This window comes from Methanobacteriaceae archaeon (genome assembly GCA_030656015.1).
Lineage (GTDB): Archaea > Methanobacteriota > Methanobacteria > Methanobacteriales > Methanobacteriaceae > UBA349.
This window is the reverse complement of the sequence record JAUSNX010000004.1, coordinates 215,383-241,598: the sequence shown is the minus strand read 5'-3', so window position 1 is coordinate 241,598 and position 26,216 is coordinate 215,383. Positions and strand designations below refer to the sequence as shown.

Sequence of the window (26,216 nt, the reverse complement as noted above, 5' to 3'; positions counted from 1 at the left end):
CCTTTTATTTATTTGAGTTTAAAACAGTTCCATTCATCCTAACAATAATTACTTCCAATTCTAAATGATAACGATCTTTAATATTTTCTTTTATGGCCCGTGCAATACTATTAAATACTTCTTTTTCTTTATGGGATTGGATTAATATATCAATCATATCTTCCGTGGTTTTGGAATTGAAGATTTCCTTTAAAGTATCTTGATAAACTCCAACAAGGGCCGCATGAGCAGTTATTATTTCTCGGCGGCCATCAGCCACACTGTGTTTAGTATTAAATATTCCACCAGCTATTTTCACCAACTTTCCAGCATGACCAAATAAAATGATTTTTTTAACCTTTTTTTCCACAGCCTGTTCTAACATGTAACCCACATAATTGCTCATGTGAATTATCTGGTCCTTTTCAACATCCATGGACTGGAGGGCCAGTTTTTCCCCAATATTCCCAGGTACAAATATTAATTCTTCATACCCCTGGCCCAATGCAATATCTATCTGGCATGAATTTGCCTTTTTAAATGATTCCAGAGACATGGGACGGGCAATTCCAGTGGTGCCTAATATGGAAATTCCATTAATTATCCCTAAACGGGGGTTCATGGTTCGAGATGCAATTTCTTTTCCTCGAGGAACAAAGATAGTAATTATTGCACCTTTTCCAGAAGGAAGATACCTCTGAATATTTTCCCTTATCATTTCTTGAGGGACGGGATTAATTGCGGCCTGGCCCACGGGTATTTGGAGTCCTGGTTTGGTGATGGTGCCTACACCTTCACCTCCAATAATAGTGATTCCTGGTTGGGAGGTTAATTCAACTTTGACCATAATTTCAAGATTGATGGTTACATCGGGATCAGGATATGGTTTTTTAACCACAGATGCCTGGGCAATGTTTTCAGAAACTTTCTTAGTATCATATATTTCAATCTCCAGCTCGCCAGATGGAATAGAAATCTTAATGTGGTCATGAATTTTATCTTCCAGAATGATTTTCAAAGCAGCCAATGCAGCTGCAGTGGCAGCACTGCCAGTGGTTATTCCAAAAAATATTCCTTCATCTTTTTTAGCCATATTAAAAAAGTCCTAAAAGTATTTTAATTAATAAATTTCATTAATTATAATTATTTTATATTTTTAATTATTCATTAAAATAAAAATTCTAAAATAAAAAAATAAGTATTTTAAGAATAATTTAAAATTATTCTTTTAATTCTTCTTTAAGGGCAGCCATTAGTTCTTCTTTACCAGGAGCTCCGACAAACTTAACTACGCCATTGATGGCAACAGCAGGAACTGCCATTAGCCCATAATTCACTGCTTTTTCCCGATCTTCCATGATATCGACTTTTTCGATTTCAATGGAATCTCCTAAATCTTTTTTAGCTTCTTCTACGACTTCCACTGCCATAGGACAGTAAGGACATGTAGGGGATGTGAATACTTCGATTTTAACAACCATGTTTTAACCTCCGTATGAGAATTGTAATAATACTAATCTATGTAATCTGTACCATATTCCATTTCAAGAATTTAATTAATGACTATAATTAATTAATGATTATTTACATTTATAATCATTTGATTATTCTTTTAAAGAAATTTTAGTACTTATTTTTATTCAATGTTTTTATAATTCCCATAGAAATTATATAATTGTTTTTATTTGCTCTTTTTGAATAAATACTTATCTTTATAATTCGTTTTTATTAGTCCTTTAATTAATATTGAATAAAAAAATAATTAATAATTAATTAATGAAAATTAAAAAGAAAATTAAAAGTAACTGCTTTGTGGTTTGCTGCTACTATTAGAATCTCCTATTCCCTCACCCATTGAATATCCTAGCTGGGAGGTTATTCCACTTAAAATCTTTTCAAAGGTTGTTGGTGGTGACATAGTGATTATATTATAAGAATCACCTATTCCAGCTAAATCGGCTGCTTCTTGAATGGCCTTATCTTTACCTCCCAGTGAATCTACCAGTTTAATATTTAGGGCCTGTCTTCCCGTGTATATTTTCCCTTCTGCAATGCTTTTAACATAATCTGTTGTTAAATTTCGGTTATTAGCTACTAGGGATATAAAATAATTGTATTCTTCATCAACCATTGTTTGTAGCATTTTCTTTTCATCAGCTGTTAAATTCCTGTAATCTGCACCCATATCTTTGTACTGGCCTGCTTTTAGTGAATACTTGTTTATACCCATCTTTTTATACATTTCAGAAAGGTCTGACAACTGTAAAATTACTCCAATACTACCTACCCATGAGGATGGGCTGGCCACGATTTTATCTGAGCCGGATGAGGCCAGGTATGCTCCAGATGTTCCACTATCACTTATCCAACTCACAACTGGTTTTTTAGACTCTTTAATGGCTTGCATTATCTCTTCACTTGCCACAGGAGTTCCACCTGGACTATTTACATCTAATACTATGGCACTGATAGATGAATCATCATTAGCTTCTTTAATTAAACTTTTGATTTCATCGGGATTGGTATAGTAACTATCGCTACTGCCATATGATATTTCTCCATAAATAGGTATAACGGCTATGGTGTCCCCTAAACCAATATTTCCTGATTCTAAGCTAGTAGACCCAATAAAAACACTTACTAAAATAAAAATCAGGAAAAAAGCAAGTAATATTCCTACGATTGCAAAAATTATTTTGGTGTTTTTTTCCATTTTATCACTGAGGATTATTATTCGAGATAATTATGTATTGTAAGATTTTTAAATTATATTGTAATTGAATTATTATAATCTAATTTTTCCACTTGTAATCTAATTTTGAATTTATTTATTATACTATTTTATACCCATATGATCATAAATATTTTAATAGTTTCATTCAAACTCGTAAATCGAATTTTTGTATGTTCTCAACTATTCATAATCTTAAATTTATCTTAATTAATCATATAATAATAAGATATTTGCTAATCAATATATAAACCATGAGAACATGATATATTAATTCCATAACTTTTCTCTGATTTACAAATTCTCAAATAATTTTGATAAAAATATGAGATGTTTTTAGTAAGACCGGTGATATATTGAAAAAAACAGTTAGATCTCCAGGATCAGCTACAGTTATCAACGCCATTTCAACTGGTAGTGGTTCTGCCTTTGGTATTCAACTTTATGTAACTGCAGAAGTTCAATTAACATCTTCTGAAGTTGAATGTACTTCTGAAAGGCGAGTTAATCCTAAACTAATGGAAATTTGTGTAAATAAAGTCATTCAACACTATTCTATTGATACAGGAGTAAAAGTTCATACAGATTCTACTTTACCGGTGGCTTCTGGACTTTCCAGTAGTAGTGCCACCTCAAACGCTGTGGTAATGGCCACATCCAGTTTAATTGCTGAAGAATTTGACCTAAAACCAATGAATGACATGGAAATCTTAAATACTGCTATTGATGCTTCATTATATGCAGGAGTTACTATAACTGGTGCATTCGACGATGCCAGTGCTTCCTACTTTGGAGGACTTACCATAACCAATAATCTGGAAAGAGAAATTATCCAGAGAAATGAAATGGAAAAACAAAACATATTAATATACATGCCTAACAGAAAGTCTCTGACCGCACAATCCAATGTTAATAGGATGAAACTTTTATCCCCACTGGTAGATATGGCCTATAAAAAAGCCATTCAGGGAGATATTTATAAAGCACTCACCTTAAATGGAATATTGTATAGTGCCGCACTTGGATTTGATTCAAACATTGCTCTCGATGCATTAGAAGCTGGCGCGATCGCATCAGGATTATCTGGAACTGGCCCGTCCTTTGTGGCGGTGGTTAATGATGAATGTATTGATAGGGTTCATGAAGCTTTGAATAATCATCCTGGAAGAGTTATTGCTACACAAGTAGATAATAATGGGACCAAGGTGATATGATGGATGAATCTCAAGCACAAAAGCTTCTTCAAGAATCAAGAGAAAAGATTGATATTATTGATACAGAGATAATTACTTTAATCAGTAAAAGAACTGATCTGGCCAAAAAAATAATCAATGCCAAAGTTATTTTAGGTATGGAGATTCAAGATAAGAAGCGAGAAGAACATATTCACATGAAAACTCGCAAAATCGCCAGAGAATTTCAGATTGATGAAGATATGCTCAGTCAAATAATGAAAATATTGACTGACATAAATAAAAAAGAACAAGAACAATTGTTAAGGAGGAAATAAAATGGGAAATATAAGAACTTCACATGTAAAAAGATTGTCTAAAGAACTAATCGAAACTCACCAAGGTAAATTTACCACTGATTTTGATGAAAACAAAAAACTGGTAGAACAGTTTTCAACTGTAAGTACTAAGCACTTACGGAACAAAATCGCAGGATATGTTACTCGATTAGTTAGAAACGAAGCAAGACAAGCTTAATTATCTTAAGGTAGTTTTATAATTTATTTGCCTAGTATTTGATTTTATCAATTCAGGCAAATATGATTTAAAACATCAATAACTTAATCATTATCATTTTTTTAATGGTTTAACAATATTTTTAAGCTTTTTAATAGTCTTGATAATTAAATTTATTTAACATTCAACTAATAAAAATTCGAAATATACATTTAACATATCTAATTTAGATTTTATAATTTTTATAATATTTACAAATTTTACAATTACGATTTTACAATATATTATTATTATTAGTCACCAAGGTTGTGAAGGTTAATGGAATTAATAGTGGCCAAATTCGGAGGAACATCCATAGGAAACGGTAAACGGATAAAAAAAGCAGCTCAAGCAGTGGTCAATGAGTACATGAAGGGAAAAAAGATAGTAGTGGTTGTTTCCGCTATTAACAAGACTACTGATGAACTGTTACACATAGTTGATGAAGCTATGGAAGATGCCGTTACCGAAAAACAACTGGCAGAAATTGTGTCTATGGGTGAAATGACCAGTGTTCGCATATTCGCATCTGCAATTGAATCATTGGGTGTGAAATCTGAATATATAGATCCTTTCATGGACCAATGGCCTATCATAACAGATAATAGTCTTTTAAGTGCTAAAGTAGATTTTAAGGCCACAGAAGATAAATCCATGGAGCTCATGAAAATGATGGATCAGGGAATCATTCCGGTGGTCTGTGGATTTTTAGGAAAAGATCCTCAAGGCTACATAACTACTTTAGGAAGGGGAGGAAGTGATATCACGGCTTTCCTTTTAGGGCACTGCCTTAATGCTGATGATGTTGTCATTGTCACGGATGTGGGTGGAGTAATGTCCACGGACCCTAACAAGCTACAAAGTGCTCAGAAACTCGATAAAATTTCTGTGGAAGAAATGCGAGACCTGGCCACGCACGGTGCCCAAGTACTGCATCCTCACGCCTTGAAATACAAGGATCCTAAAATTAATGCAAAAATTATTGGATTTGATCATGGAGATCTTTCTGCTCATGGGACTGAGATTTTAGGTCCCTCAAAAAATGAAATGCTTAAAACAACCACTTTAAATTCAGAACCTATTTCTGTCATTGCGGTGGTTGGGGAAGAAATACTCAATAAACCCGGAGTTCTAGCAGAGCTAACTGATATACTGTCTGAGAATGAAATCAATATATTTGGTATTTCTACTGGCCAGAATTCAATAACTTTATTTGTTAACAAAAAACACGCTGATGATGCCCATAGAATATTACATGAGGTAGTGGTTAAAAATGAAAACCTTAGTTCTCTTTCATTGGGAAGAGAAATTGCAATGATTAGTATTGCCAGTCCGGATTTCATTGATACACCAGGAATTATATCTGATATTACAGAGCCTCTCAGAGCAAATGATCTCAATATTGTTGAAATATCATCTTCACAGACATCAGTTGTTATTTTTGTAGAATGGAAGGATGGCGAAAAAGCTTATGAACTTGTAAGGAGTGTCTTGGAATGAGTTTTGAAGGTACTATTGTGGCCATGGTGACTCCATTTACCTCAGAAGATGAGGTAGATGAAGAAGGCATGCGCGAAAACATAAATTATCTAATAGAAAACGGTGTGGATGGTATTCTGGTTGCAGGAACCACTGGTGAATCAGCAACCATTACCCACGAAGAACAAAGGAACATGATTGATGTTTTAATTGACGAGGTAAATGGAAGAGTTAAAACTATTGCTGGTGCAGGTAGCAACTCGACCAAAGAAGCCTTAAGCCTAGTTAAATACGCTGAAAATTCTGGAGCAGATGCTGCTCTGGTTATTACGCCTTATTATAATAAACCACAGCCTCATGGTCTGGTAGAACATTATAAAATCTTAGCAGAATCTACAGAAGTTCCCATAATTGTTTATAATGTTCCATCTCGAACTGGAACCGATATTGACGTGGAATCTATCGGACAAATTGCAGGTATTGATAATATTGTGGCCATAAAAGAAGCCAATCCAGATATGGACAAAGTTTCTATGATTTACAGGAAACTCCTGGATTTGGGATTGGAAGATGAGTTCAATATTTTATCTGGGAATGATGATCTTACACTTCCTATGATTTCCATGGGGGCCAAAGGTGTTATTTCCGTCGTGGCCAATGTTGATCCGGCAAGAATGAGTCAGATGGTTAATCATGCACTGGAAGGAGATTTCAATGCGGCTGCCCAGACCCACTATGAGTTATACGAACTCATGAAAGCTTTATTTGTAGAAAGCAATCCAGTACCTTCAAAAGAGTGCTTGAATTTAATGGGAAGGCCAGCCGGCCATGTTAGAATGCCTCTTGCTCCTTTAAAAGAGGAAAGCAAACAAAAACTCGCTGCAGTTTTAAAAGATCTTTCCTTAATTTAAAATCTTTCCATTTGATTTTTTAAAAGATTTTTTTAAGACTTTTCCTTAATTTAAATTAGATTTCTTTTTTTAATTTATTTTTAGATTATTTTTAATTTTCCGTTCATCTTTTTTGTAATTAAATTTGAATTAATTTATTTTATACTATTAATCAAAATTAGATTAATTTGATTATAATAAAACTTTTTAAGTAGATTATAAAGATAATTTAATGAATCAAGACAGATTCTATCAATTTAAATTTAATATATTAATTATATAAGTTGAAAATAAAAATTAGCATATCTTGAGAAGAGAAGTTATATTCTAATAAATAAAAAGTATTTACAAACTATTGAACAAATTATTTACCAAATTTAAATATAAAAATCTAATATAAAAAATTTTCAATTAAATCATTTGACAATTCATTATAGATTTAATACATATAGAATATTTTAATATCCAATAAATATTTCAAAATAATTAACTATTATCTTCATTGGAGTGATAAAATGATAAAAGTGGCAGTAACCGGTGCATGTGGAAGAATGGGTTCTAAAATAATAAAAACCATTCTACAACAAGATGATATGGAAGTAGTAGCAGCTATAGAAGCTCCCCATAGTCCTTTGGAAGGTAAAGATGTGGGTGAAGCAATAGGGGTAGGTCCGCTCGGTGTAAAAATTACCGCAGCAGAAAATTTAGCTAAAGCACTAAAAGAAAGTAGGGCCCAAGTCCTGGTGGACTTTACCATAGCCACTGCAGCCATAAAAACCATAAAAACCACGGCTAGTTGTGGCGTAGGTCTGATAGTAGGTACCACTGGTTTTTCAGAAGAACAACTGGCTGAAATTAAAGATTCAGTTTCTAAAAACAATGTAAAAGCTGTTATTTCTCCTAATATGGCTATTGGGGTTAATGTATTCTTTAAAATTCTCAAGGATTTAGCTCCGATTCTAGCGGATTATGATGTGGAGATAATCGAGGCCCATCACAAGCATAAAAAAGATTCACCTTCAGGAACTGCAGTTCGGGCTTTTGAAATTATTTCTGAAGAAACTAATAGAAATTCAGCTGATGTAGGAGTTTATGGAAGACATGGCCTGGTAGGTGAACGTACAAAAGATGAAATAGGAGTTCACGCTGTTAGAGGGGGAGACATTGTCGGCGATCATACTGTCCTATTTGCTGGTGATGGTGAAAGACTGGAAATTACTCATAGGGCCCATAGTAGGCAGTCATTCGTCAGCGGAGTTATAAAAGCTCTTAAATTTATTCCTAATGCAGAAGAAGGAAAAATTAATGATATGGCTGATGTATTGGGTATTAAATGAATATTAAATGAATTAATATTTAATTTAACATTCAAAGATTATATAATAGAGATAAAAAATACATAAATAGAAAATAATTATATATAGCATTATTTTGGTGATAAAAATGGTAAATGTAGGTATTCTTGGTGCAACAGGAATGGTAGGCCAAAGATTCATTGAATTACTGGCTCAACATCCAAAATTTGAAATTACAGCGTTGACAGCATCTCAAAGATCAGCAGGAAAAAAATATGAAGATGCCACGACATGGTATCTGGACAGTAATATGCCGGAATCTGTAAAAGATATCACGGTAGTTGATACAGATCCATCTCAAGTTGATGATGTAGATATAGTCTTTTCAGCACTTCCCACTGAAAATGCAGCTATTGTTGAACCAAAATTTGCTGAGAAATATATTGTGGCATCTAATGCCAGTGCCATGAGGATGGAGGATGATGTTCCTCTGGTTATTCCTGAAGTAAATCCAGAATATCTAGATTTAATAGAACTTCAGCAGAAAAATAGGGGATGGGATGGATTCATAGTTACCAACCCAAACTGTTCTACCATCGCCCTTACTATCACTCTAAAACCAATTTATGACCAGTTTAATATTAAAAGAGTGTATGTGTCTACTATGCAGGCTGTTTCAGGTGCTGGATATAATGGTGTGCCTTCTATGGCTATTGTAGATAATTTAGTACCATTCATTGGTGGGGAAGAAGAAAAAATGGAAACTGAAACACAGCACCTTCTGGGAAGTTTGGAAGATGGTGTGGTTACTCCAGCATCATTTGGAGTAAGTGCTTCCTGTCACAGAGTATCTGTGGTGGATGGACATACAGAGGCTGTTTTTATTGAAACAGAAGATAAATGTGACCTGGATGAAATTCACGCTGCTATGGATCAGTTTAGAGGTATGCCTCAGAAATTGGATCTTTACTCTGCCCCTGAAAAACCTATTGTGGTTCGTTCTGAAGATAACCGACCTCAACCACGTATGGATCGTAATCAAGGTGATGGGATGGCAGTAACTGTAGGAAGATTAAGAGAAGATGCTGCATTTGAAAATAGCTTCAGATATGTTTTAGTGGGCCATAATACTATTCGTGGAGCTGCTGGAGCATCTATACTCAATGCAGAATTAATTAATGAAATCATGTAATTAGACATTTAATCATGATTTCATAATTTATTTTTTATAATTAATTATTTTATAAGGATTATAAATCATTTATAAGAGTATTTACTAGGAGAATTCCATGTTTGAGGCGTTTTGGGCTAATTTATACCACATGGATCTTAATTTATTCTATTTTTTTAATTTATACATTCATAATCCAATTTTAGATATATTAATGCCTCTAATCACCATGGCCGGAACACAAATATTCTGGATTATAATTTGTATAGGGTTATATATTTTTGGAGGCCCTAAGGGGAAACAAACAGCTTTTCTTTGTATAATTGCATTATTCATTGCTTTTTTTGCCAGCGAAATATTGAAATTTATTTTGGCCCGCCCTAGACCCTATGAAGTTCTAAGCGGCGCCAGACATTTAATGGATGTTATGGGCTATTCATTACCTTCTGGTCATTCTACTGCAGCATTTGCTGCTTTCACCGTTATAGGAGTTAAATATGGATATTTATATATTTTTTTAGGTTTGCCTATTATGGTTGCAATTTCCAGAATTTATATGGGCCTTCATTATCCTTCTGATGTATTGGCCGGTGCTCTTTTAGGAATATTTTGTTCAGTAATAGTTTTAAAGTATGAAGGAAAACTTATAAGAACTAAAAACAAGATATTAAATAGAAATAGTCAGTAAAGCTTAAACAAACTTAAGATAATTGTTATAATAAAACTTAGATTTATTATTATATATTTATTAACGATTCAAGTGATAGCATGCGATTCATGAAAGACCCGGAAAAGGACCAACTAAAACGTCTAGTAAAGGCATGCATGTTAGAGATAAGCAAACTTAAGATGGATCTCAAAAAATGCAGCGAGACCAACCAAGAATGTAAAAAAGCCACGCAATTACAACATAAAATCGAAAAAAAGGAAGAGCGTATTAAAGAGCTGGAAAATTTTCTCAAAGAAAAGGATAAAACTATTGCTGACCTTAAAAATGATTTAGGCGATAAAAATGATTATATTAATGATTTAGAGGAAATAAAAACGTATTTCGAGGCTTTAACCGCAAAACCAAAAAGAGACCTCACTTCTTTCCAATCTCAAGTTTATTTATTATTGCCTCCAGAAAAATCAAATACTCGTAAAATGCACGCTTTTATTAAAAAAGTAGGATTTACAGAACTTTCTTATGATAATATGTTCCATATATTACGTAATTTGGAAAGGAAGGGATATTTCAAGTCCTATCAGATTGATGAAGAAATTACATGGGAAAAAATTCAGAAATAAACTATTTTAAATCTATTCTTAATGTATAATAATAATAATAATAATAATAATAATAATAATAATAATAATAATTTTTTTATTCAATTATTAATCTTCAATTCGCACAAAAGCTCGTATGGGTGATGCTTCAGTAGGTAGGGGTAATGGTATAAAGAAAAATTCTAATGAACTTGTATAGTCTGTCTCTGGTATCATTTCCAGATTTTTCAGGTTTTCTATAATCCATATATCATTAAAAAGCATTTTTTTGTGGATATTGGTTTCTCCAAATTTATCTACACTAGGTCCGTCTATGGCCAGTCCTCTAATCTCTTTTTCAATCAAAAATTCAACTGATTCATTAGATAAATATGGATTTTTGGTAAAATAATTATCTAAGCCCCAATTTTTACTCCATTTTGTTTTTATAATAACCAGGTCTCTTTTTTCCACACTATAAAATGAATTTACTTCTATTTCTTTATCAAGGTCTTCTTTTAATTTTAAATCATTCCTGGAATCAGTGGATAATGAGGAATTGGATAATGGACTTGAAAATTGATTTGGGTTTTTTGGAAGAGTTTTAAAATCTATAATTTTTACAGATCCCTCTTTAGAAGATTCCACTAATTCATCCAGTTTAATTTCACTAACTTTTTTTCCAGATGAATTGAAATGATAAGGTGCATCAATGTGTGTTCCTGCATGTAATCCTGTTTTTAAGATAGAAAGTGTAAACTCATCTTTTGTACTGTTTAATAACTCTTTAATTAAGAAATTAGGATCTTGAGGAAAAACAGGCATATTATTAGTTAGTGGTTGGGTTAAATCTACAATTTTCAAATTTACGCCTCTTATGGTCTTTGAGTGAATCTTAGTAATTTATTTATTAGTTTTTTGTTTCCATTTATTTTGAAAAATAATAAAATAAAAAAATGATAATCAAAAAAACAATCCAAACACTGGGAAAGTGTGCTAAAAATTGCAATGCTCTTAAATTGGCATTTTAAAGAGAGTACTGTAACAGCGTACCAGATATTTTTGATTTTTTGGGATCCCAACTTCTAATTACACCAAAAGAGTTTCTATAGTTTGTAGAATCTGCAGTTACCCAACCTTTCCCTCTGATCCATATTTGGGCCCATACATGACTGTAAGTATGTCCACTCACTATAAATTTACAGGTACCACGCACATACCTTGCTGGAAGGCCGGATGTTCGTGCCAGAGCCACTATTAAATGAGCCTGATCCACACAGTTACCCAGCCGATATTTTAGGGCATTTGCTGCACCATATTTAGTTCTGTAATAAAACGAATAATCCAAATTATCTCTTACCCATTTGAATATATTGTTTCCGGTCTCATAAGTTGTGATTCCTCTTAGATTCGTGGCTAAATAAACGATATTGGCATTAGTTACCGGACAATATTTTGTTGTTTTAAGAAAATTTCTTAAACTGCTGGAGGGAACATACCATGCTGATTTTTTTAAACTTTTATAACTACTTAATAAAGAATTTATACTATCATATTTCGATTGAAGACTTTTGAACTGGATTTGAAGTTTTTTAAGAGTAGTGGTATTCTTAGTTATTTTAATGATTGCTGCTAATTTACTCACACTTTTTTTGGTAGATTTTAATTGCGCCGTGAGACTTTTAATTCGACTATCAACATAACTGGAACTCATTATACGGGCCGTTGAGGGTATCTGACTTACTAATGATATTGAAGCCGGCATTTTTCCATTTATTTCATAATACCGGGCTATTTTAGAAAACATATAAATCATGTTATAATAATCAAGATTTCCATGTGTTGAACTAATATAAGGGAGAATCTTATGATAATTATACACATAATTTTTTGTTCTTTTGGCTAGATCAGTATACTGACTCAGAGTATAACTTGTTGAAAAGCGTGAGACGCTGTATATCTGTCCAGATACATTAAAAAGAGTTACATTGTTAGATCCTGAAATAAAAGAGGTTATTGCATACAGATACTGGTTAATGGTGATTACTTTTTTACCAATACTAATAGTATCTGGAAGTTTTTTGTTTTTTTCAATATAATATGCAACTGTTGTACCGGAATGAACAATTTCAGACTTATTTAAATTTGTTGTTGTGTTCTCACTGGAATTAGTATCATTTAGTCCATCAGAATCATCACTGGAATTGTAACTAATATTTCCAATAACTTCATCGGCCTGGACTGTATCTGCTGAAGAGATACTTAAAATAAATATTGCTACTAATAGAATTAAAGTGATAGATTTGTAACTATTACAAGAATTTTTTTGTTTTATAAATAAAGAATAATCCTTTGAATATTCTTTTTTTATTTTTCCTCTACTTTTAGTTGTCATTTTACCACTAGCAATGCTATTTTATATTTTCTATAAATCGATAGATAAGTATTTTTGGAAGGAAAATATGTTAATATAAATATTATTTAAAGTATTATTATTATATTATTTAACTCATTATAATAGTGCTAGTGATGATTCTTACTATATATTTATTATATTTTTGCAAATTTTTTACTAAATACAAATTTTTAATTAATTCATTAAATTTCCTTTAGAAAACTATTTATAGAACCTCTAACCCAGTGATAATAACATAAAACATAAAATAAATTGAAAAATAAAACAATTATAATTTTAGAGGTGATTATCGTGGCACAATACAGTGGAGCAGGACAACCTATTTTAGTACTACCTGAAGGTACTAACAGGTTTATCGGAAGAGATGCTCAAAGAATGAATATATTAGCTGGAAAAGTCTTAGCAGAGACTGTAAGAACAACCCTGGGTCCTAAGGGAATGGACAAAATGTTAGTCGACTCTTTAGGAGATATCGTTGTAACCAACGACGGTGTAACTATCCTTAAAGAGATGGATATCGAGCACCCTGCTGCTAAAATGTTAGTAGAAGTAGCTAAAACCCAAGAAGACGAAGTAGGAGATGGAACCACTACAGCAGTTATTATTGCTGGTGAATTACTCAAAAAAGCTGAAAACCTACTGGACATGGACATCCACCCAACCATAGTGGCTATGGGATACAGACAAGCAGCTGAAAAAGCTCAAGAAATATTAAATGATATTTCTATAGATGCTGATGACAAGGAAACTTTAATTCAAGTGGCCATGACTGCTATGACTGGAAAAGGAACTGAAAAAGCTCGTGAACCATTAGCAAGACTAGTGGTTGACGCAGTCAAACAAGTAGAAGAAGACGGCGAAGTGGAAATAGACCACATCAAAATCGAGAAGAAAGACGGTGCTATCGTAGAAGAATCCAAGCTAGTACAAGGTGTAATCATAGACAAAGAACGAGTACACCCTGGAATGCCTAAAAAAGTGGAAGACGCCAAAATAGCTCTCTTAAACTGTCCAATAGAAGTTAAAGAAACTGAAGTGGACGCTGAAATCAGAATCACTGACCCTACTCAAATGCAAGCCTTCATTGAGCAAGAAGAACAAATGATCCGAGACATGGTTTCATCCATCGTCGACACCGGAGCTCATGTTGTATTCTCTCAAAAAGGTATTGATGATTTAGCTCAACACTACTTGTCTAAAGCTGGTGTAATGGCTGTTAGAAGAGTCAAAAAGTCTGATATCGAAAAATTATCCAAAGCAACTGGTGCTAAAGTAGTAACTAACATCGAAGACCTCTCTGCTGATGATCTTGGAGATGCTGGAATAGTATCTGAAAAGAAAATCTCTGGTGAAGAAATGATCTTTGTAGAAGACTGCAAAGAACCTAAAGCAGTGACCTTACTAGTTAGAGGATCTACTGGCCATGTGGTTAGTGAAATCGAGCGAGCAATTGATGATGCTATCGGAGTAGTAGCTGCTACTGTTGAAGATGGTAAAGTTGTTGCTGGTGGAGGAGCTCCTGAAATCGAAATCGCTAAACGCTTAAAAGACTATGCTGATGCTATCAGTGGAAGAGAACAACTCGCTATCACTGCCTTCGCAGAAGCTTTAGAAGTTGTCCCTAAAACTTTAGCTGAAAACGCAGGTCTCGACAGCATTGACTCCCTCGTGGACTTAAGAGCTGCTCATGAAAACTCTGTTTACATGGGATTAGATGTTTTCGAAGGTGCTGTTACTGATATGTATAAAGCTGGAGTTATTGAACCTCACAGGGTCAAAAAACAAGCTATTCAGTCTGCATCTGAAGCCGCAGAAATGATCCTCCGAATCGACGATGTTATTGCTTCCAGCGGTGCTGGCCGAGCAGACATGGAAGGTATGGAAGGTATGGGTGGTATGCCTGGCGGTATGCCTCCAATGATGTAATTTAAAGGTGAAAACCTTTAATACATTTTTTTTATATTAAAATAAATTGTTTTTTTAAATTTACGTATAATTCGACTTATTCTATTAACTAATAATTTTAGATAGATTTTTTGTCATGATTCTATTTGGTTTACTAGTATTTTTTTAATTTTTTAAGAATTGATAATTGTATTTATGTTAATTTAATTTTCTTGGATATTCATTTTATCAGCCGATTATTCTAAGATTTATAATTATTTATCCAAATCAATTTTGAATATTATTTTAACCTATATAATTGCAGAGAATGCTTGCATTATTATACTAATTATCATATTTCATGCTTTATTCTTTGATGTTTATGATATTATTAGTTAAACTCTTGTTTTAGAAAGAAAAACTAATATAAATAGTATATATATCTTATTTCAAACATAGATAATTACGTGATATAATGGCAGATAATCAAATATTTAAAGATGTAACTCCTCAAGAATCTAGTGAAATTATAAAAGAAAATATTAATAACCCTAACTTTGTTTTATGGGATGTTAGAACTCCTGTAGAATTCCAAAGCGGCCATCTGGAAGGGGCAGTAAATGTGGATTATCAGAGTAATTTCAAAGCAGAAATTCAAACGATGGATAAAGGAAAAAAATATTTGTTATATTGTAAATCAGGTATTAGAAGTGCTAATGCCATGCAAGTAATGCTTCATTTTGGATTTAATGAAGTTTATAATATGCTGGGTGGTATAACTTACTGGGCTGATGAAGGTCGCCCAGTGCTTAGATAATATCGAAGATTAAATGCATAAAACATCTTATAAAAACATTATTTTAAAAATCACTATAATAAATATCTATTTTTTTATAAAAACTTCTTATAATGGTGAATTTAATGAAACAATATTTAATAACACCTGCTGCGGGTAAACGTTTAATTGCTAAAGCATTGGTCAAAGATAATTCTGTAAATAAAGCTCTTAAATTTGGCACCATAGTCATAATTGCTGGCATCACAAATGGATACGTCGCAGAGGAAATTTTATCAAAAATTGGTCAAAATAAGGAGTTTTCAGCAAAAAGATTCTTTAGAGGTATTGTATTGCCACCATCAAAACCAAGAAGAGATGATGGAAGGCTATCTGATAATAAAGGATTTCCTGGAGATGTAATCATAACTCAAGGGAAGTGGCAAAAAGGAAAAACCATATTTGATGTGGTGGACGATCTTGGTGAAGGTGATGTTATTTTTAAAGGTGCTAATCTTTTAGATTTATCACGAAATCAGGCAGGGATATATATTGGCCACCCCAAGGGAGGAACCATTGGAGTAGCTTTACAAGCACATATAGGTCGTAGAGTAAAACTTATTTTACCTGTGGGACTGGAAAAAAGAGTTGATATTGATATTAATAAAATTGCAAATAAACTGAATCAACCAGGGGTATCTGGCCCACGTATACTTCCGGTTACAGGAGATGTTTTCACAGAAATTGATGCCATTAAAATGTTGTCTGGTGCTGATGCAGAATTAGTGGCTGCAGGTGGTGTAGCGGGTGCTGAAGGGAGTGTTTGGTTGCTTATTAGTGGCAATAACGAAGAAGTTAAATCTGCTGAAGATTTAATAAATTCAGTTTCTAAAGAACCACTTTTTAGTTTGTGATTATGGAGAAATTAGAATAATCATATTAGAATTAATTGTTTATTGAATATGTCAGAAAATAAAATTTAAAAAAAATAGAAATATTTACTTTAAAGAAACTACTTTAAAGATATAATTCATTTAAAAAAATAAATTTTAAAATATAAAAAATATTTAATCTTTTTTAGTTAATGATTTTTTATTATATATAGAATTTATCTGGACAGGATATGCACAGCAGCTGTGCCACCGGTTCCACCAATGTTGTGGGCCATACCAACTTCTGCTCCTTCAACTTGTCTTTTACCGGCTTCCCCACGTAGTTGCCATACTAGTTCTGCGGCCTGAGCAATACCCGTAGCTCCTAATGGGTGTCCACGAGCTTTTAATCCACCAGATGGATTTACTGGGATCTCACCGTCCAGTTGTGTCATTCCATCTTCTATGGCTGGACCACCTTTTCCTTTTTCCACAAATCCAATATCTTCAATGGCCAAAATACCATTTATACTGAAACAGTCGTGTACTTCTACCATGTCGATGTCTTTAGGTGTCATGTTGGCCATTTGGAACGCTTTACGTGCGGCGTTCACTGTGGCATCGATAGTAGTGAGACTTTTCCTATCTTGCAGAGCAATGGATCCAGATGATTGTGCAGAGGCTTTTACGTAGATCGGGGTGTCAGTGTATTTTTTAGCGTCTTCTGCAGGACATAATATTGCTGCAGCGGCCCCATCCGATATAGGTGAGCAATCTAATAATCTTAATGGATCTGCTACCCTGGTAGAATTCATTACTTGTTCTACACTAACTTCCATAGGGTACTGGGCCCGGGGATTTTTAGCAGCGTTTTTGTGGTTAATTACTGAAACCATGGCCATTTGTTCTCTAGTAGTTCCAAACTCATGCATGTGACGGCGAGCCATCATTGCGTAAAGTGAGGGGAAAGTAACTCCCTGTTGAGCTTCCCATTCCTGATCAGAAGCAGTAGCAATGGCCGGGGTTGGATCAACCACGTCTGTCATTTTTTCTACACCTGCAGAAATTACTATATCGTGGTAACCAGAGGCCACAGCCATAATTCCATTTCTTAAGGCCAGTCCTCCTGATGCACAAGCCGCTTCCACACGGGTGCATGGGATGGGACTAAGTCCTGCATGATCTGCAATAAGGGAAGCAATGTGCTCTTGTTGTACAAAAAGACCAGCAGACATGTTTCCTACATACATAGCTTCTAGATCTGCACCTTCTATCTCTGCATCTTTAATAGCACCTAGGCCAGCATCTGTGATTAAATCTCGGAATGATTCGTCCCATAATTCTCCAAATTTGGTTTGTGATACTCCAATAATCGCAACATCTCTCATATTAATCCCCTCTTAAGCCATCCTTATTTTATCTTTAAATTTAGCATAAACGGCATAATCGACGTAACGTTTTTCTTTAATCATATCTTGAACCTTAGGGGCTAAATTCTGTTTTTCTTCAATTTTATCATTAACTGTAATACTGAAGGCATCGCTTCCAGCACCAGAACCATAAGAAACAGCTAATATTCTGTCTCCAGCTTTTGCTTCATCTAATATGGCGGCCAGTCCAAGTGGAGTGGCTCCAGAGTAAGTGTTTCCAATAACTGGAGTTAAAAGTCCGTGCTGAACTTGTTCCTTATTAAAACCTAATTTTTTAGCTGCTTTTAAGTAAAATTTACCATTAGGTTGGTGAAATACTGCATAATCGTAATCAGATGCATCAGTTCCCATTTTTTCAAACATTCCATTAGCTGCAGCGAGTACGTGTTTGAAAAAAGCTGGTTCTCCAGTAAATCTTCCTCCATGACTGGGGTAAGGCATTCCTTCCCTTCGGTAAAAGTCGGGAGTATCAGTAGTAAAACTGTAAGTAGATTCAAAATCAGCTATGGTGTCCTTTTTACCTATTATGTAGGCTGCTCCACCTGCAGATGCCGTGTATTCTAATGCGTCTCCTGGTGCTCCTTGAGCAGTATCTGCCCCAACAGCCAGACCGTATTCAACCATATTCGAATCTACTAGGCCCATACATGCTTGCATACCTGCAGTTCCAGCTTTACATGCAAATTCCATATCTGCAGCGGTTAATTCTGGTGCTGCACTCACAGCTTCTGCTACTATAGTAGCAGTTGGTTTTACAGCATATGGGTGAGATTCTGAACCAACATAAACTGCTCCAATTTTTTTAGGATCTATCTCTGCTCTTTTCATGGCGTATCTTGAAGCTTCCACTGATATAGTGGCTGTATCTTCGTCAGGGGCAGGGACAGATTTTTCTGTTACTACCAATCCCCTGGAAATAGCTTTTGGATCATCTCCCCATACACGTGCTATTTCTTCAACTTTTATTCTATATGAAGGTACATAGACTCCATATCCAACAATTCCTGCCATTAACATCACAACCTTAATTAAACAATCCTTTTATTATTTATTTTTAAAGATTGTTTTTGATTTTTTTAAAATATTTTAAAATTTCTGATTATTATTAATTTAATCAATTCTTAAAAGTTTGAATATCAAGTTTTAAAATAATATTTCTTCTAACTTTCGAATTTGTTCATTATTTTAATATTTTATTTTTAATATTTTATTTAATTTCTTAATTAGTAAAGAATATCTTGGTATCAAACTTATACTTTTTCTTATATATAATTGTAGGTTATAATACTCTATTTTTAATAAAAAAAGAAATAGGTTTATAATACTGCTTTATTTGTGTATTTGACAATATTTACTCACAAAATTATTTTTTTAATAAAAATCTTATTTTTAATAATAAATTCTTTAGATTCAATGTTATCAATTTTTTAATAAAAATCTATTGTAATCAAGTTGAAATTGATTCAATTATCATTTACAGATTATTTAAGAAAACTTAAGAATATGACGTAAAAATAAATCTAACAAAAATCATCAAAATAAAAAGCAATAATAAAAATTTAAACAAGTAGAGTGCGGCTGCCGGGATTTGAACCCGGGCTGTAGGCTTGGAAGGCCCAAGTACTAACCAGACTATACTACAGCCGCAGATGCGGCGTCCGGGATTTGAACCCGGGTCACTGACGTGGCAGGCCAGAGTCTTAACCAGGCTGGACTAACACCGCATGTTTTCGCATACCAACATTTGAGTTTATCCTATATAAACTTTTAGGTTTATCTAATTCTATTAAACTAAATGTGCTTGTTTTTTGGCTTAATTAATAATTTTTTAATTTAATTCATCTTTAAGATTTCATTAATCATTTTTTTCATTTAATTAAACTATTAAATTTGCTTAGAAAAATTTATATATTGGAATAAGGAAACTTACTTCCGACCTAGATAATTGATGTTTTATTAAATAAAATATTTTAACATAATAATCTCAATAAATTTCAATCATAGTATATTAACTAATTTTAAGGATATTTAATTTATAATTAATTACTTTAATTAAACATATTAGGTCGAAAATTCTATTAAATTATGGATTAATTAAAATACGGATAATAATAATTTTTACAGATATGGGGGTAATAAAACGAATGTTAAAAAAATTGGACTTCCTCTGGCGATTATTTTCGCGATCATAGTTATGTTGATTCCGCTACCGGGTTTAAGTTATGCAGGGCATGCTGCTATTGCATTGTTAATTTTTGCTGTTATTATGTGGGCTACGGAAGCGACCCACTTAGCTGTCACTTCGCTTATAATTTTATTTATACAGCCTATTATTGGGGTAGAGAGTTTTAATAATGCCGTAATTGGATTTGCAAATCCTATACTTTTCTTAATGATTGGGGGGTTTATCATGGCCGAAGCAATCAGAAAAAGTGGGCTTGCTCAACGTTTAACTTATGCTATGCTATCTAAACTGGGAACCTCGCCAAGAAAGGGATTATTTGTTAGTGTATTCTCTACAGGTATTTTATCTGCCTGGATTGAGAATGTAGTTGCTTTTGCTATGCTTTTACCTATTATTAAAGAAATAGTACTTCTTATGGGAGTTACTGACCCAGATAAAGGTAAAAGTAATTATGCTAAAGCTATGATTCTAGGGGCTTCTTTTGGATCACTAGCTGGGGGGTTCGGTACTGAGATAGGTACGGCGCCAAACTTGATGGCTGCAGCATATACTGGAATTCCTTTTGTTAACTGGATGATATTCGGATTCCCACTGGCTATTATGTTAATGACATTTATCTGGTTTGGCCTGAGTAGGATATTCCCTAGTGAAGTTAAGGGTATTGTTGGAGGAGAATCAGTTCTAACTGAAAAACTTTCCAAAATGGGCAATATCTCTAGAAATGAGAAAATAAGTATTGCAATACTATTATTTGCGATTACGTTATGGGTCACTGCCAGTAAAACTGGAATTGACAGCTATTCTGTGGCTTTAATTGGTGCAGTATTATTTATTTTATCTGGAGTAATAAGTTGGAAAGATGCTCAGAAAAATGTGGACTGGGGATTAATTGTGTTTTTTGGAGGGGCACTATCTCTAGGAGCCGCACTTCTCAACACAGGAGCTGCTGAATGGTTAATTAATGATTTAATTAGTTTAATGGGAAATAATCCGTCCACCATAGCAGTTATGCTGGTTTTAATGGTCATTGCTGTGTGCATAACTCAGGTAATGTCTAACATTGCTCTTTCTGCAATACTGATACCATTATCTGTGATTTTAGCTCAATCACAAGGTTTAGCAGTGGGTACCTATGCTGTTCCAGTGGCTATTGCATGTTCACTTTCATTCATGTTTCCTATGGCCGACCCAACAGTGGCCATGGCCTATGGTTCTGGATATGTGGGTGTGAAGGAGATATTCAAAGCAGGATTGCCAATGGTTATAGTTGGAATTATATTAACTGCAATTGTGATGCTGGGTGTTCTGACATTTGCTCCGTCTTTGTTAGGTACTTAAAAAAATAAGTTGGAACTTAATCAATTTATTTATTTATTTTTTTTAAAATCAAATTAGATTAATAGATTTATTTAACTAAAATTAAATAGAAAGACTAGTATTGAGGGTAAAACATGTACAAAAAAATATTATTACCTACTGATGGATCCGAACACGCCAAAAAAGCCGGTGAACACGCTATAATGATTGCTAATGCAGGTCTGGCCGATTTGGTTGTTTTAAGTGTAGTAGATGCGGGATATCTTGATGCACTAGTTGAAGAAGATTTAAAACAAAAATTGGATAATTCCTTAAAAAAAGAAGGGAAAGAAGCGGTTGAAAACTTTTCAGCACAGTTAATGGAAAGCAAATGCCAAGGCGTTTGTCAACAGAATGTTAAATTAACAACGGAAATAAAAGAAGGGAATCCTGCAGAAGTTATTCTGAAAACTATTGAGGAAGATGATATTGATTTAGTAGTAATCGGAAGTTCTGGAAAACATGCTTTAACAAAATTTGTGTATGGGAGTGTTACTGACAAGGTTGTAAGATCTGCGGAGTGTCCGGTTATGGTTATAAAATAAATTTTTTTAAAAAATTTAAATTAATTCAATTTTTTTTTTATTTGAGAATATTTTCCATTTATTTTTCTATTAAATTATTTATAAAATCCATATCTACATTTTCTTCTACAATTTTGGCCAACTTATCAATAGAAAACTGTTTGCTGGCTTCAAATGTATCTTCACCAAAACCTAGGGGCTTTAATCCTTTTTTAATCCTTAATTGGTCTGTAAATGCTCTTCTGAAGTTGAAATTGTGGAAAATTCCATGGAAATAAGTTCCAAATACCATTCCGGAAATGGCCCCATCAAATTCAGAATTTGGTGCATTTCCACATCCTTTGCTAACCTTGAACAGAGGTTTAGTATCTTTTATGTTAGTAATTCCTTCGTGGAGTTCATATCCTTTTAAGGTTTCGCCCTTAACATTTTTAAAAAAGGATCCATCAATAATCTCAGCTTCACTTTGGGTAATGATTTTAGGGACACTACCGAAGGTGGTTTCAATTTTTAAAATGTCCAAGCCATTAACACTGCCATATTTGGACTCTTTGTTTGATTCATCGATTATTTTCTCACCTAGCATCTGGTATCCGCCACATATGCCCACAATTGGGATTTTTTTAGATAGTTCGCGGATTTCATCGGCAAAACCAGATTTTTCTAGCTCAACCATATCATTGATTGTGTTTCGGGTACCTGGAATGATAATTGCATCTAAATTATCTAGACTTTCACCAAATTCGATTAATCTAATACCTAAATCGTCTTCATATTCTAAAGGATCAATATCCGTGAAATTAGAAATTCTAGGAAGTCGGATTACTCCGATATTGATATCTCCCTGGCCCCGATACTTTCTCTCAGATAGTGAAGCGGAATCTTCTTCAGGCAATTTTAAACTGGGTTCATAAGGCAGAACTCCCAGAACTGGAACTCCTACAATTTCTTCTATTTGTTCAATTCCAGGCATTAAAATATCAATGTTTCCACGGAACTTGTTTATAACAATTCCCTTAATTCTGCCGCGGTCTTTTTCATCTAGAAGAGAAAAAGTACCGGCAATGGAAGCGAAAACTCCGCCACGATCAATGTCCGCCACTAGAATAACATCCGCATCGGCCAGATGAGCAATTTCCATGTTGGCCAGATCTCGATTTCGCATGTTTATTTCGGCAGGAGACCCTGCGCCTTCGATTACAATGATTTCATATTCTTTTTTTAGATATTCCAAAGATTCCTCAATTGCTTTAAGTGCATGTTCCCTAAAATTCTGCTGATAATGATAAAAATTCATATCTCCAGCAGGTTGGCCATGAACTATTACTTGAGAAACAAAATCTTCTTTTGGCTTTAAAAGTATGGGATTCATGTGGTAAGATGGATCAACACCGGCTGCTTCTGCCTGCAAGACCTGAGCTATGGCTATTTCCCTGTTTTCTTTAGTAGTATATGAGTTGAGGGACATATTCTGTGACTTAAAGGGAGCTACTTTGTAACCCATTTTAGAGAATATTCTACACAATGCTGCTACCATAACACTTTTACCAGCATTAGAAGAAGTTCCCTGTACCATTATACATTTTGAAGTTAATTGAGACATTGAAAACCCCTATTAATAAATAATTTTTATTTTTAAAATTTGTTTTGCTATCTTAATCTTTAATTAAATTATTTAATATTTAATTATTAGAAACAATTTGTTTTGCTATAATATTTTAATCGCTATTTTAATCTTTGATATATTTAATATTTTAATTTATAGAAACATTCGAGAAATCTTGGGTTGTTTAAGTTATTCAGCATTGATTTTTTTATTAGGAATTGATTAAAAATGCCTAATTCATGATAGTTCATTAACATATGAATATTTTTAAATAAAATCAAAGAGATAATAGTTTATAGATAATTAATTAATTTATTAAAATATTCAATTTATAATAGGGGATTGCTGGAGGTATAAATGATGGATAGTGATGAATTTGATGCTTATTTCAAAACTATTTTCCATAATAGTGGGACCGCAGGCATTATCTACGAAGAAAAAACAGTGATCATGGCCAACGATCAATGTAGAGAATTATTTGAATATGAATCTGAAGATATGGTCGGTAAAAATTTATTTGATCTTGTTTTTGAAGAAGATTTTGGAATATTTGAGCAGTGCTGTGAATCAGGAGTTTGTTCAGAAGAAGCAGGTCAAAATGATGAGATAAGAATCATTACCCTCAAAAATAAAGTTAAAAACGCTATTATTAGAGTATCATCCATCCCTAACACTTCTAAATGTTATATTTCTTTTTTAGATATTAATGATCAGAGAATTATTGAAAAAGCCCTAACCAGAAGTCAAGGAAACTTCAATGCCATCACAGAATCTGCCATTGATGGAATAATAACTGCGGATAGTGAGGGTAATATTGTTTATAGCAATCCTAGCTTTAGGAAAATCTTTGGATATTCCGCCGATGAAATTTTAGGTAAAAGTGTTAGTATATTAATGCCTGAAAGATTTAGAGATGGTTTTACTTCAAAAATGCACCATTTCCAACAAACAGGGGAAAACATTCTAGTGGGGAAAATCTTTGAAAGCACAGGCATTAAAAAAAATGGGGAAGAGTTTCCATTTGAAATGTCCATTACTTACTGGAAATCTGCTGAAGAAAAATACCAGACTTCTATTGTAAGAGATATAACTGCAAGAAAAGGAGTTGAAAAGTCTTTAAAGGATAGTGAAGAACTATTCAAAGAAGTTTTCAACAAAGTAAATGACATAATGACTTTGATTGAGATAGATGCGAATGGTCGTGCTGGAAATTTCATTAAAGTTAATGATGTGGCTGTGGAAAAACTGGGTTACACTCGGGAAGAATTTACTAAGATGACTCCTAAAAATATTGGTTCCACTGCACCAAATAACCGGAAACGCATAAAGGAACTGGTAACTGATGGTAGAGTTACTTTCCAGAGAACTTATTTAACCAAAGATGGCAATTCTCTACCCGTGGAAATTAATTCACATATATTTGATTTTAAAGGGAAAAAAGTAGCTTTATCTGTGGCTCGGGATGTCACTGAGCGCGAAAAAGCTGAAAAATCATTAAAAGAAAGTGAAGAAAGACTTAAAGATTTATTTGACAATGCTACGGATTTAATTCAAATGATAAGGCCAGACGGGACATTTTTATATGTAAATAATTCTTGGAAGGAGTCTTTAGGATATTCTGATGATGAAATTGAAAAAATGACTGTTTTTGATATTATTTATCCAGATCATATGGAGCAATGTAAAAACATATTTCAAAGAGTTATGCAAGGCTTGAGGGAAGATAAAATTGAAACGGGCTTTTTGACCAAAAATGGCGATGAAATTGTCTTAGATGGTAATGTAAGTGCTAAATTAGACTCAGAAGGAAATGTTCTATATTCTCGGGCTATTTTTAGAGATATTACTGAAAGAAAAAAATCTGAAGTTGAAATTGAAAGATTAGCAAGTATTGTTAAGTCTTCTGGTGATGCCATAGTAGTTTATTCTTTAGATGGTACTGTTTTGGATTGGAACCCTGCGGCTGAAAAAATATATGGGTATTCTGCCAATGAGATTAAAGGTAAAAAAGTTTCTATTCTAATGAAGCCGGAAAAATGGGAAGAAAATCTAAAGAACATTGATAAGATTAAAAAAGGAGATGATGTTTCCCATTTTGAAACTACTCGCATAAGAAAAGATGGCCCAGAATTTGATGTTTCCATAACATTATCTCCAATCAGAGATATTGATGGGGAAATTATTGGAATATCTACAATTGCTCGTGATATTACTGAGGCTAAAAAAGCTGAAGATGCATTAAAGGCCAGTGAAGAAAAATACAGGCGTATTGTAGAGAAATTTATTCAGAATGCACTGGCTTTGATTGGTGAAATTAATAAAGTATAATTAAAAATATATTTGTATCCAGATACAGTATTCACAGATCACGTCACCGGTGCTTATTTAATAACCAATCAACTTATTATTTTTTTAGAAATATTTTTTTTAATAATTCATTAAGAATATCATAATTAAATAGAATAATCATTATTTATTAATATTTTATCATTAATATTAGATTTTTTATTAATCTTCTAAATTTTCTTCAGTTTTTGAGAAATATTTATATATAATTTCAATTCATATAACAAAACTTTATATATAAAATATTAAAATAAGTTAAGGTAAGTAAAACATTTGAAGTGATAAAAGCAAAAGATAACATC

The 26,216-nt window shown here is 33.3% G+C and carries 23 protein-coding genes and 2 tRNA genes; 15 read left to right on the top strand and 10 right to left on the bottom strand.

The genetic code is table 11. The features are described 5' to 3' along the window. Positions 1–4 precede the first annotated feature (4 nt). The 3 genes from cbiD to sppA form a co-directional block, all read right to left on the bottom strand. Positions 5–1,072, bottom strand: coding sequence for a cobalt-precorrin-5B (C(1))-methyltransferase CbiD (gene cbiD / locus Q7I96_04355; GenBank protein MDO9626843.1), 1,068 nt, complete (start codon positions 1,070–1,072; stop codon positions 5–7). A 127-nt stretch (positions 1,073–1,199) separates the two neighbouring features. Beyond that, on the bottom strand, positions 1,200–1,460 hold the full coding sequence (locus Q7I96_04350; GenBank protein ID MDO9626842.1) for an MJ0307 family thioredoxin: 261 nt from the start codon (positions 1,458–1,460) through the stop codon (positions 1,200–1,202). A gap of 314 nt (positions 1,461–1,774) precedes the next feature. After that, positions 1,775–2,692 carry a signal peptide peptidase SppA gene (gene sppA, locus Q7I96_04345; GenBank protein MDO9626841.1) on the bottom strand — a complete coding sequence of 306 codons (918 nt, stop codon included), beginning with the start codon at positions 2,690–2,692 and terminating at the stop codon, positions 1,775–1,777. Between the two features lie 374 nt (positions 2,693–3,066). Here sppA and Q7I96_04340 point away from each other — a divergent pair, with 374 nt between their 5' ends. The 9 genes from Q7I96_04340 to Q7I96_04300 all read left to right on the top strand — a co-directional run bounded on the left by Q7I96_04340 (position 3,067) and on the right by Q7I96_04300 (position 10,562). Next, entirely contained in the window at positions 3,067–3,924 is an 858-nt protein-coding gene (locus Q7I96_04340; GenBank protein MDO9626840.1) for a shikimate kinase, read from the top strand. Beyond that, positions 3,924–4,220, top strand: coding sequence for a chorismate mutase (locus Q7I96_04335; protein MDO9626839.1), 297 nt, complete (start codon positions 3,924–3,926; stop codon positions 4,218–4,220). Before Q7I96_04340 ends, Q7I96_04335 begins: the two co-directional genes overlap by 1 nt. Before the next feature lies 1 nt (position 4,221). Beyond that, positions 4,222–4,419 carry a 30S ribosomal protein S17e gene (locus tag Q7I96_04330; GenBank protein MDO9626838.1) on the top strand — a complete coding sequence of 66 codons (198 nt, stop codon included), beginning with the start codon at positions 4,222–4,224 and terminating at the stop codon, positions 4,417–4,419. A gap of 297 nt (positions 4,420–4,716) precedes the next feature. Beyond that, complete coding sequence (locus Q7I96_04325) at positions 4,717–5,937, top strand: aspartate kinase (protein ID MDO9626837.1); 1,221 nt, start codon at positions 4,717–4,719, stop codon at positions 5,935–5,937. Continuing rightward, entirely contained in the window at positions 5,934–6,827 is an 894-nt protein-coding gene (gene dapA / locus Q7I96_04320; protein ID MDO9626836.1) for a 4-hydroxy-tetrahydrodipicolinate synthase, read from the top strand. Before Q7I96_04325 ends, dapA begins: the two co-directional genes overlap by 4 nt. Positions 6,828–7,321: 494 nt before the next feature. Continuing rightward, a complete protein-coding gene (gene dapB / locus Q7I96_04315) occupies positions 7,322–8,143 on the top strand; it encodes a 4-hydroxy-tetrahydrodipicolinate reductase (protein ID MDO9626835.1) in 822 nt (273 codons plus the stop codon). A gap of 106 nt (positions 8,144–8,249) precedes the next feature. Beyond that, a complete protein-coding gene (gene asd / locus Q7I96_04310; GenBank protein MDO9626834.1) occupies positions 8,250–9,293 on the top strand; it encodes an aspartate-semialdehyde dehydrogenase in 1,044 nt (347 codons plus the stop codon). Between the two features lie 97 nt (positions 9,294–9,390). Further along, positions 9,391–9,960: a phosphatase PAP2 family protein gene (locus Q7I96_04305; GenBank protein ID MDO9626833.1), complete on the top strand. Its 570-nt coding sequence runs from the start codon at positions 9,391–9,393 to the stop codon at positions 9,958–9,960. An 80-nt stretch (positions 9,961–10,040) separates the two neighbouring features. After that, positions 10,041–10,562, top strand: coding sequence for a hypothetical protein (locus Q7I96_04300; protein ID MDO9626832.1), 522 nt, complete (start codon positions 10,041–10,043; stop codon positions 10,560–10,562). 87 nt (positions 10,563–10,649) lie between these two features. On the opposite strand, the gene Q7I96_04295 is transcribed toward Q7I96_04300, so the two are convergent. Together Q7I96_04295 and Q7I96_04290 are read right to left on the bottom strand one after the other, a co-directional pair. Next, entirely contained in the window at positions 10,650–11,384 is a 735-nt protein-coding gene (locus Q7I96_04295) for a cyclase family protein (GenBank protein ID MDO9626831.1), read from the bottom strand. A gap of 163 nt (positions 11,385–11,547) precedes the next feature. Continuing rightward, the gene (locus Q7I96_04290; protein MDO9626830.1) at positions 11,548–12,915 is read right to left on the bottom strand and encodes a transglutaminase family protein; all 1,368 of its coding nucleotides are present in this window, start codon (positions 12,913–12,915) and stop codon (positions 11,548–11,550) included. A gap of 312 nt (positions 12,916–13,227) precedes the next feature. Here Q7I96_04290 and thsA point away from each other — a divergent pair, with 312 nt between their 5' ends. From thsA to Q7I96_04275, 3 genes are all read left to right on the top strand, one after another. Next, entirely contained in the window at positions 13,228–14,862 is a 1,635-nt protein-coding gene (gene thsA / locus Q7I96_04285; protein MDO9626829.1) for a thermosome subunit alpha, read from the top strand. A gap of 433 nt (positions 14,863–15,295) precedes the next feature. Continuing rightward, complete coding sequence (locus Q7I96_04280; protein ID MDO9626828.1) at positions 15,296–15,637, top strand: rhodanese-like domain-containing protein; 342 nt, start codon at positions 15,296–15,298, stop codon at positions 15,635–15,637. A gap of 104 nt (positions 15,638–15,741) precedes the next feature. Then, positions 15,742–16,509 (top strand): hypothetical protein, encoded by a 768-nt coding sequence (locus tag Q7I96_04275; GenBank protein ID MDO9626827.1) that lies wholly within the window; start codon positions 15,742–15,744, stop codon positions 16,507–16,509. A gap of 194 nt (positions 16,510–16,703) precedes the next feature. On the opposite strand, the gene Q7I96_04270 is transcribed toward Q7I96_04275, so the two are convergent. The 4 genes from Q7I96_04270 to Q7I96_04255 all read right to left on the bottom strand — a co-directional run bounded on the left by Q7I96_04270 (position 16,704) and on the right by Q7I96_04255 (position 19,621). After that, positions 16,704–17,855, bottom strand: a complete 1,152-nt coding sequence (locus Q7I96_04270; GenBank protein MDO9626826.1) for a thiolase domain-containing protein — start codon at positions 17,853–17,855, stop codon at positions 16,704–16,706. A 12-nt stretch (positions 17,856–17,867) separates the two neighbouring features. Next, positions 17,868–18,908: a hydroxymethylglutaryl-CoA synthase gene (locus Q7I96_04265; protein MDO9626825.1), complete on the bottom strand. Its 1,041-nt coding sequence runs from the start codon at positions 18,906–18,908 to the stop codon at positions 17,868–17,870. A 562-nt stretch (positions 18,909–19,470) separates the two neighbouring features. Next, a tRNA-Gly gene (locus Q7I96_04260) sits at positions 19,471–19,544 on the bottom strand. Positions 19,545–19,547: 3 nt separating this feature from the next. Next, positions 19,548–19,621, bottom strand: a tRNA-Gly gene (locus Q7I96_04255). 443 nt (positions 19,622–20,064) lie between these two features. Between Q7I96_04255 and Q7I96_04250 the strand changes: the two genes are divergently transcribed. Next, positions 20,065–21,420, top strand: coding sequence for a DASS family sodium-coupled anion symporter (locus Q7I96_04250; protein MDO9626824.1), 1,356 nt, complete (start codon positions 20,065–20,067; stop codon positions 21,418–21,420). 113 nt (positions 21,421–21,533) lie between these two features. Continuing rightward, positions 21,534–21,983, top strand: coding sequence for a universal stress protein (locus Q7I96_04245; GenBank protein MDO9626823.1), 450 nt, complete (start codon positions 21,534–21,536; stop codon positions 21,981–21,983). A gap of 58 nt (positions 21,984–22,041) precedes the next feature. Here Q7I96_04245 and cobQ read toward each other — a convergent pair whose 3' ends face one another. Further along, a complete protein-coding gene (gene cobQ, locus Q7I96_04240) occupies positions 22,042–23,565 on the bottom strand; it encodes a cobyric acid synthase CobQ (protein ID MDO9626822.1) in 1,524 nt (507 codons plus the stop codon). A gap of 360 nt (positions 23,566–23,925) precedes the next feature. Between cobQ and Q7I96_04235 the strand changes: the two genes are divergently transcribed. Then, positions 23,926–25,896, top strand: a complete 1,971-nt coding sequence (locus Q7I96_04235) for a PAS domain S-box protein (protein ID MDO9626821.1) — start codon at positions 23,926–23,928, stop codon at positions 25,894–25,896. The last annotated feature ends 320 nt before the right edge of the window (positions 25,897–26,216 follow it).